The following is a 7,469-nucleotide window of genomic DNA, read 5'->3' on the forward strand; positions in this document are numbered from 1 at the left end:
CGTCTTTCAAACCAGCCTCTAACGCTGCGTTGCTCTTTTGCCCAGCTCTTGGCAACGCGATATAGTGCCGGTGCCTTTGGCTACCCGCCAAAGGCGCTTTGCTTTCCGCCTGCCGTGATGTTCGGAGAATGAGAATGAGCCAGCCCGCCCCGCTGAACCCGCTGACGCTACCGCTTCACGGCAGCCGTTTGATCGAAGCCAGCGCGGGCACGGGGAAAACCTTCACCATCGCGCTGCTTTACGTGCGCCTGGTGCTGGGCGGGCAGCACGGCGAGGACGATACCGCCTTCGTACGCCCGCTCACCCCGCCGGAAATTCTGGTGGTCACGTTCACCAACGCCGCCACTCAGGAACTGCGCGAACGTATCCGCCACCGGCTGGTGGAAGCCGCTGGTGTGTTTCGAGCTGAGGGCACAAGCGAAGGGGCGCCGGGGGCAAGCCGTAGTGGAGGTCATTCAACAGGGATGTTGAATGTAGCGCCCACGGATGGGTTCACAGCGCCTCCACGTAGGCTTGCCGCCGGGGAAGCCCCGGTGGTTGCACTAGATCCCTTACTCCTAAAACTCCGCGACCAATACGACCCAGCCACCTGGCCCGCCTGCGCTCGCCGCCTGGAGCTGGCCGCCGAGTGGATGGACGAAGCCGCCGTGTCCACCATCCACAGCTGGTGCTACCGCATGCTGCGGGAGCACGCCTTCGATAGCGGCAGCCTCTTCTCGCTCAATTTAGAAAACGACCAGCACGAACTGGAGCAAGAAGTGGTGCGCGACTACTGGCGCACCTTCTACTACCCGCTGGACGCCGAGGCCCTGGGCAGCATCACCGGCTACTGGAAATCCCCCGATCAGCTACACCAAGACGTGCGCAAACTGCTCCACGAAAGCGACGCGCTGGGCGCCCCACGCCCCGAACCCAAGCAGACCCTGAGCGCCGCCCAAGCCGAGCGCAGCGCACGCTTAAGCGAGCTAAAGTCTCCATGGTTGACTTGGGTAAACGAGCTACGACAGCTGTTCGATGATGGACAGAAAGCGAAGCTGTTCGCTGCCAACAAAATGCGCAAAGATCATCGCGGCAAATGGTTGGATAAAATCCAAGATTGGGCAGAAAGCGACAGCATCGCTCCAGATATAGATAAAAAAGCAGCAGCATGGAAGCGGCTAACGCCTGATGGCATTGCAGAAATATGGAACGGCCCCCCACCCGCGCACCCAGCGTTTGAGGCTTTCGATGCATTGCCCGCCGCCCTGAACACCCTGCCCGAGCCGCGTAACGACCTGCTGATTCACGCCGTGCAGTGGTGCAAAGTGCGCCTGGAGCGGGAGCAGGAGCGACGCGCCGAAATGGGCCCCAACGACCTGCTCACCCACCTGGACCGCGCCTTGCAAGGCCCCAACAAAGAGGCGCTGGCCGCGCAGATACTGCGCCAGTTCCCCGTGGCGCTGATCGACGAATTCCAGGACACCGACCCCATCCAGTACCGCATCTTCAACGCAGTATATGAGGTCGCCAAGCCCCGCCGAGACGCCGCCATGCTGCTGATCGGCGACCCCAAGCAGGCCATTTACGCCTTTCGCGGCGCGGATATCTTCACCTACCTGAAAGCTCGCGAAGACACCGCAGGCCGCCACGTGACGCTGGGCACCAACTTCCGCTCCAGCCGCGCCATGGTCGAGGCGGTGAACCACTGCTTCCGCTACGCCGACCAGCACCCGGCCGGGGCGTTCCTGTTCCGCGAAGAAGGCGGCGACAACCCGCTGCCGTTTCTGCCGGTAGACGCCAAAGGCCGCCACGAACAGCTGGTTCATCAGGGCCAGCCGCTGCCCGCCATGACGCTCTGGCCGCTCGCCGCCGACGAGCCGCTTTCCAAAACCGCCTACCAGACCGAAATGGCCGAACGCTGCGCCTCCTACATGGCGGAACTGCTCAACGCTGGCCAACACGGCAAGAGCGGCTTTCAAACCGAGGATACGCTCATCCCGCTCAAGCCTTCCGATATGGCGGTACTGGTGAACGGCCTGCAAGAAGCCCGCGCCATTCGTCAGGCGCTGGCCAGCCGAGGGGTGAAGAGCGTGTACCTGTCGGATCACGATAAGGTGTTCAGCTCGCCCATGGCCGCCCAGGTAGAGCGCTGGCTGCGCGCCTGCGCCGAGCCGCTGGCTAGCTCCCGCCAGGCCGAAGCGCACCTGCGCGCCGCGCTGGCCACCCCAGCGCTGGGGCTAAGCCTCGCGGAGCTGGACCACCTGCAGCAAAACGAGCTGGCCTGGGAAGAGCGGGTGGAACAGTTCAGCCACTACCACCGCCTGTGGCAGCGCCAGGGCGTGCTGCCATTGGTGCGCCGCATGATGGTGGATTTCGAGATTCCCGCCCGCCTGCTGGCGGAGTTTGAAGAGGGTGAGCGCTTGCTCACCGACCTGCTGCACCTGGGCGAACTGCTGCAGCAGGCCAGCGCCGAGTTGGACGGCGAGCACGCGCTGATTCGCTTTCTGTTTGACGCCATTGCCGACCCGGAAAGCCACGGCGACAGCCACAAACTGCGCCTGGAGAGCGACGCGGATTTGGTCAAAGTGGTCACCATCCACAAATCCAAAGGGCTGGAGTACCCGCTGGTGTTCCTGCCCTTCATCGCCAACCACCGCCCGGTCAAAGCCGAGGACGTACCGCTACGCTGGCACGATGGCGAAGGCAACCTACAGCTCAGCTTAGAAGCCGATGACGCGATACTCGCCACCGCCGACCGCGAACGGCTGGGGGAAGACCTGCGCAAACTCTACGTGGCGCTCACCCGCGCCCGCCACGCCACCTGGCTGGGGCTGGCCCCGCTGAAAGGCCTGGAAAACAGCGCGCTGGGCTATCTGTTGACCGGTGGCAGCCCCCTTTCCCCCGATGCACTCCCCAAGGCGCTCGATACCCTGGTGGAAGGCAGCGACATCCACCTCGGCACGCCGCCCGAGCCCACCGCTGATCGCGTGACGCCCGTGGCGGAAAGCAGCGCCCTGGGCCACGCCCGCACGCCCACGCGCCCGGCCAAAGAGCACTGGTGGATTGCCAGCTACTCCGCGCTGCGGCTTTCCGGCACGCTCACCGCCCCGGTGCTGCCACCGCTGGAGCCCACCACCGCCCAGGAAGCCACCGCCTTCGAAGTGCTGGATGAACCTCAAGAACTATCTCAAGAACTATCTCAAGAACGATCCCAACCGGAAGCGTATCACCTGCACAAATTCCCCCGTGGCCCCGGCCCCGGCACCTTCCTGCACGGGCTGCTGGAGTGGGCGGGCAAGCAAGGTTTCGATGCTGCCGCAAAGGATAGAGAAGCGCTCAACGACATGCTGTGGCGGCGGGTGCAGCTACGCGGCTGGCAGGCGTGGCAAGAGCCGCTGGCGGGCTGGCTAAGCGCCCTGCTCACCACGCCGCTACCGCTGGCCGCGCCCACCCCGCAAAGCGTGGCGCTGAATGAGCTGGAAAGCTACCAAGTAGAGCTAGAGTTCTGGTTTGCCGCCAAGCGGGTGAACACCCAAGCCATCGATGCGCTGGTGAGCAAGCACTTACTGCCAGGGGTAGAGCGCCCCGCGCTGGATGCCGATACCCTGAACGGCATGCTGAAAGGCTTCATTGACTTGGCCTTCGAGCACCAGGGGCGCTTTTACGTGCTGGACTGGAAATCGAACTACCTAGGCCCCAACGACAGCGCCTACGAACCCGAGGCCCTGCGCCACGCGCTGCTGGCCAAACGCTACGACCTACAGGCCGCGCTCTACTTACTCGCCATGCACCGGCTGTTAAAAGCACGACTGCCGGATTACGACCCGCACCAGCATTTGGGCGGCTCGATGACGGTATTTCTACGCGGCAGCCGCAGCCCTGGGCGCGGCGTGGTGGGCGAACCCGCCCCGGTTGAACTCATCGAAGCCCTGGATAGCCTGTTTGCAGGCGAGCCACACGCCATCCAACAGGAGGCCACGGCATGAGCCGCCAACACGATAGCCACACCTTCGATATGTTCGGCGAAGCCGCCAGCGCCCACCCGGCACTCAGCAGCACTCCGGAACTGCTGGCCCTGTGTGAACGCTGGGTAGCGCGAGGCTGGCTGCGGGATTTAGACCGCGCCCTGGTGCGCTTTCTCGCCAGTGAAGCCCCGGACGCCCCCACGCTGCTGCTACTGGCGGCAGCGCTGGCCAGCCACCAGCTAGGCCGCGGCCACGTATGCCTGGATATTAACGCCACGCTCAACGCGCCGGATTTCGCCCTTTCGCTACCACCCGAAGGGGACGACCTCACTGACCCACCGCCGCTGCCCAGCGACGTGCTGGCCACGCTCACGCTCAGCGAATGGCAAGCCGCCCTACACCACCCGCTGCTCACCAGCGAAGGCCCTGGCAACACGCCGCTGGTAGTAGTAACCACTCACTCAGCCAACGGCACCCCCAACACGCGGCTCTACCTGCGCCGCTACTGGCAGTACGAGCAAAGCCTGCACCAACACATCGCCGCACGCCTGGAAACGACCAGCACTGGTTTAGAAAACATAGACACAGCAAGTACAGGCACAGAAAGCAAAGGTGGGAGGCCAATTCATTGGGCGACGGGTGACGCCAGTCACCCTGGGTTACTCCCCCAAGCCCTGAACATCCTTTTCAAGCAAAGCAACGGCCTAGACTGGCAAAAAACCGCCTGCGCCCTGGCCGCCCGCAGCCGCTTCGGCATCATTACCGGCGGCCCCGGCACCGGCAAAACCACCACCGTGGTGCGTCTGCTCGCCCTGCTGCAAACCCTGCAACTGGCCCAGCACCCCAGCCAGCCGCTGCGCATCCGCCTAGCCGCCCCCACCGGCAAAGCCGCCGCCCGCTTGAACGAATCCATCGCCGGGCAGGTCGCCAAGCTCCCCTTCACTGACCTCACCATGTTGCTGAAAGGAGCCGAGCAGACAGAAGCTTCGAGTGAGGAAACTGTGTTGGAGAAGACTTTGTGGGAGGGAGCTTCAGCTCGCGATGATTCACCCACAGAACAACTATCAGCCACCATCCCCACAGAAGTGACCACTCTGCATAGACTACTCGGCGCACGCCCCGACACCCGCCACTTCCGCCACAGCGCCGCCAACCCGCTGGCCCTGGACGTACTGGTGATCGACGAAGCCTCGATGGTGGATATCGAAATGATGGCCGCCACCCTCAGCGCCCTGCCCGCCCATGCCCAGTGCATACTGCTGGGGGACAAAGACCAGCTCGCCTCGGTAGAGGCCGGTTCGGTACTCGGCGACCTGTGCCGCCGCGCGGAAGCCGCCCACTACACCCCGGCCACCGCCGAATGGCTGGCCCAGGCCACCGGGCAACTGCTGCCAGCGGAGTTCATCGACCCCGCAGGCCAACCGCTGGACCAGGCCATTACCATGCTGCGGGTCAGCCACCGCTTCAATGAACACAGCGGCATCGGCCAACTCGCCAAAGCCATTAACCAGCCAAGCCATGCGCAGAGTGACCGCGAAAAACAGCAGGCGGTAATCGCCGTGCTGCGCCACGGCTACCCAGACCTGCACCACCTGGTCATGAACGACGACGCCGCACTGGATAAGCTGGTGATTCACGGCAGCCCCAACGGCTTTGCGGGCAACGGCGAAGGCCGCACCGACCACCAAGGCCAGCCCATCGCCCCGCCCACCGGCTACCGCCACTACCTCAACGTGCTGCACGCACAGCGCCCACGGGGGGCGTCGTTCGAGGAGAACCAAACCGCCTACAACGCCTGGGCCAGCGAAGTGCTCAGCGCCTACAGCCACTTCCAACTGCTGTGCGCGCTTCGCAAAGGCCCCTGGGGCGTAGAAGGATTAAACCAACGCATCGCCAGCACGCTGCGTAGCGAAAAGCTGCTGTTCGGCAGTGACTACACGCTGGAGAAAGGCTGGTATGAAGGCCGCCCGGTACTGGTGACCCAAAACGACTACGGCCTGAAACTGATGAACGGCGATATCGGCATTACCCTGGCCGTGCCCGACCCGCGCAACCCGCAGCAGAAGCTATTAAGAGTCGCCTTTCCTTCATCAAGTGCCGCCAGCGACACCGACAAGCCCATCCGCTGGGTGCTGCCTTCACGCCTGCACGCAGTAGAAACCGTGTTTGCGATGACGGTCCACAAATCCCAAGGCTCGGAGTTCTTGCACACCGCCCTACTGCTACCGCCCACCCTAAACCCCATTCTGACCCGCGAGCTGGTGTACACCGGCATCACCCGCGCCCGCGAATGGCTCACGGTGGTGGAAGCCAAACGCGGGGTGTTGCATGAGGCGGTGGTGAGGGAGGTTGTTAGGGTTAGTGGGGTTGGGGGTTAATTGAAATCGACATCACTAATTATAGTGGGATCAGGTTTCGGCCAAAAATTAATCTTTAAGGTAATTCTGATTAACGCCGTGTTTTGGGATGCCGGAGCGCCAGCAGAGGCGTCCCAGCAGCGCGGGCCTTTTTGCACTGCGATAACAACACCTTGTTATGTTTCATTTGCGTTGCTCTAGTAAAGAGAGAGTTTCATCAATTGCTTGGATGAGTGGCTTTTTAATATCCTCTAGCTCTTTGCTTGCCCACTCCTGCCTCAGCAGATTAAGTGCCTGCCGAGACGAGCTAGAGTATTCAGGATATTTTACAAGCTCAGACACGAGAGCAACTTGGCTTACAAGCTTCAGCGGACCCTCGTGATCTACACCTTTGCTTATTGTTTTCAGCAACTGATGGTAAATTTGAAATCGTTCTTTTTCCTGCTCTCGCTCTCTGACGCTTAAGTAACGCCGAGCTGAGAAGGCAATAGATAGTAGCGATACTAGCAGGGTCAATATCGTTGCCACTGCAGCTACGTTTTGAAGAGTCATGCGATCTCCGTGGTAAACATAACGTCCTACTCACCGGAATTTTGGGAGTGAAGCGAGTAAAATTTCCGAGTGCAGTGGCTTGTTATACGATTTATCATTAATCATTGCACAACTTCAAGCATTTCGTTGTAATGAACCTCATCCACTTCTTGAAGCCAAGCAAAAATATCACCAATTACATTCTGACTTTCACCAACAAGGTTTTCCGACGAATCCTCGTTAACCTCAATCACAACACTATGAGAATATTTATTGATGAATCGGTAAATTTTTTCTTTTGTTGCTTCATCCGTGACTTCACAACCCTTTAGACCACGATCCATTAGCTGGGCAATATCACTTCGATACCTTGGAAACTTGAAACTAAAGAAGGATTCAAGCAATTTTCTCGCAAGGTTTGCTGTCAAAAACGCTTCGTCTCGTGATAATGCAGGGCTGTTTCTATATGCATAAAGCCTTGAAAAAATGTAATGATATTCTGAATTATAACCTGAATCCGTGAGACCGCCCCCCGGAAGCACTTCTAACCCACTGACCTGCATGGCAATATAGCCATTATCGCCATTCACCCAGACAGTGCCATGCCCAACATAAAGTTCCGCGCCAGTCGCCGCAC

The 7,469-nt window shown here is 60.7% G+C and carries 4 protein-coding genes; 2 read left to right on the forward strand and 2 right to left on the reverse strand.

The genetic code is table 11. The features are described from left to right. Positions 1–134 precede the first annotated feature (134 nt). Together recB and recD are read left to right on the forward strand one after the other, a co-directional pair. Positions 135–3,965, forward strand: a complete 3,831-nt coding sequence (gene recB, locus NH344_RS07415; protein ID WP_253027707.1) for an exodeoxyribonuclease V subunit beta — start codon at positions 135–137, stop codon at positions 3,963–3,965. Beyond that, positions 3,962–6,322, forward strand: coding sequence for an exodeoxyribonuclease V subunit alpha (recD, locus tag NH344_RS07420; RefSeq protein ID WP_253027708.1), 2,361 nt, complete (start codon positions 3,962–3,964; stop codon positions 6,320–6,322). Before recB ends, recD begins: the two co-directional genes overlap by 4 nt. A gap of 162 nt (positions 6,323–6,484) precedes the next feature. On the opposite strand, the gene NH344_RS07425 is transcribed toward recD, so the two are convergent. Together NH344_RS07425 and NH344_RS07430 are read right to left on the reverse strand one after the other, a co-directional pair. Next, complete coding sequence (locus NH344_RS07425; protein ID WP_058578236.1) at positions 6,485–6,853, reverse strand: hypothetical protein; 369 nt, start codon at positions 6,851–6,853, stop codon at positions 6,485–6,487. 101 nt (positions 6,854–6,954) lie between these two features. Then, a partial coding sequence (locus tag NH344_RS07430; protein WP_253027709.1) for an AAA family ATPase occupies positions 6,955–7,469 on the reverse strand: 515 nt, incomplete at its 5' end.

It is taken from the genome of Halomonas sp. Ps84H-12 (assembly GCF_024124725.1).
In the GTDB taxonomy this organism is placed as follows: Bacteria; Pseudomonadota; Gammaproteobacteria; order Pseudomonadales; family Halomonadaceae; genus Vreelandella; species Vreelandella aquamarina.

Coding starts and splice junctions, on each gene's coding strand:
- recB (WP_253027707.1), top strand. CDS start 135: ATGAGCCAGCCCGCCCCGCTGAACCCGCTGACGCTACCGCTTCACGGC.
- recD (WP_253027708.1), top strand. CDS start 3,962: ATGAGCCGCCAACACGATAGCCACACCTTCGATATGTTCGGCGAAGCC.
- NH344_RS07425 (WP_058578236.1), bottom strand. CDS start 6,853: ATGACTCTTCAAAACGTAGCTGCAGTGGCAACGATATTGACCCTGCTA.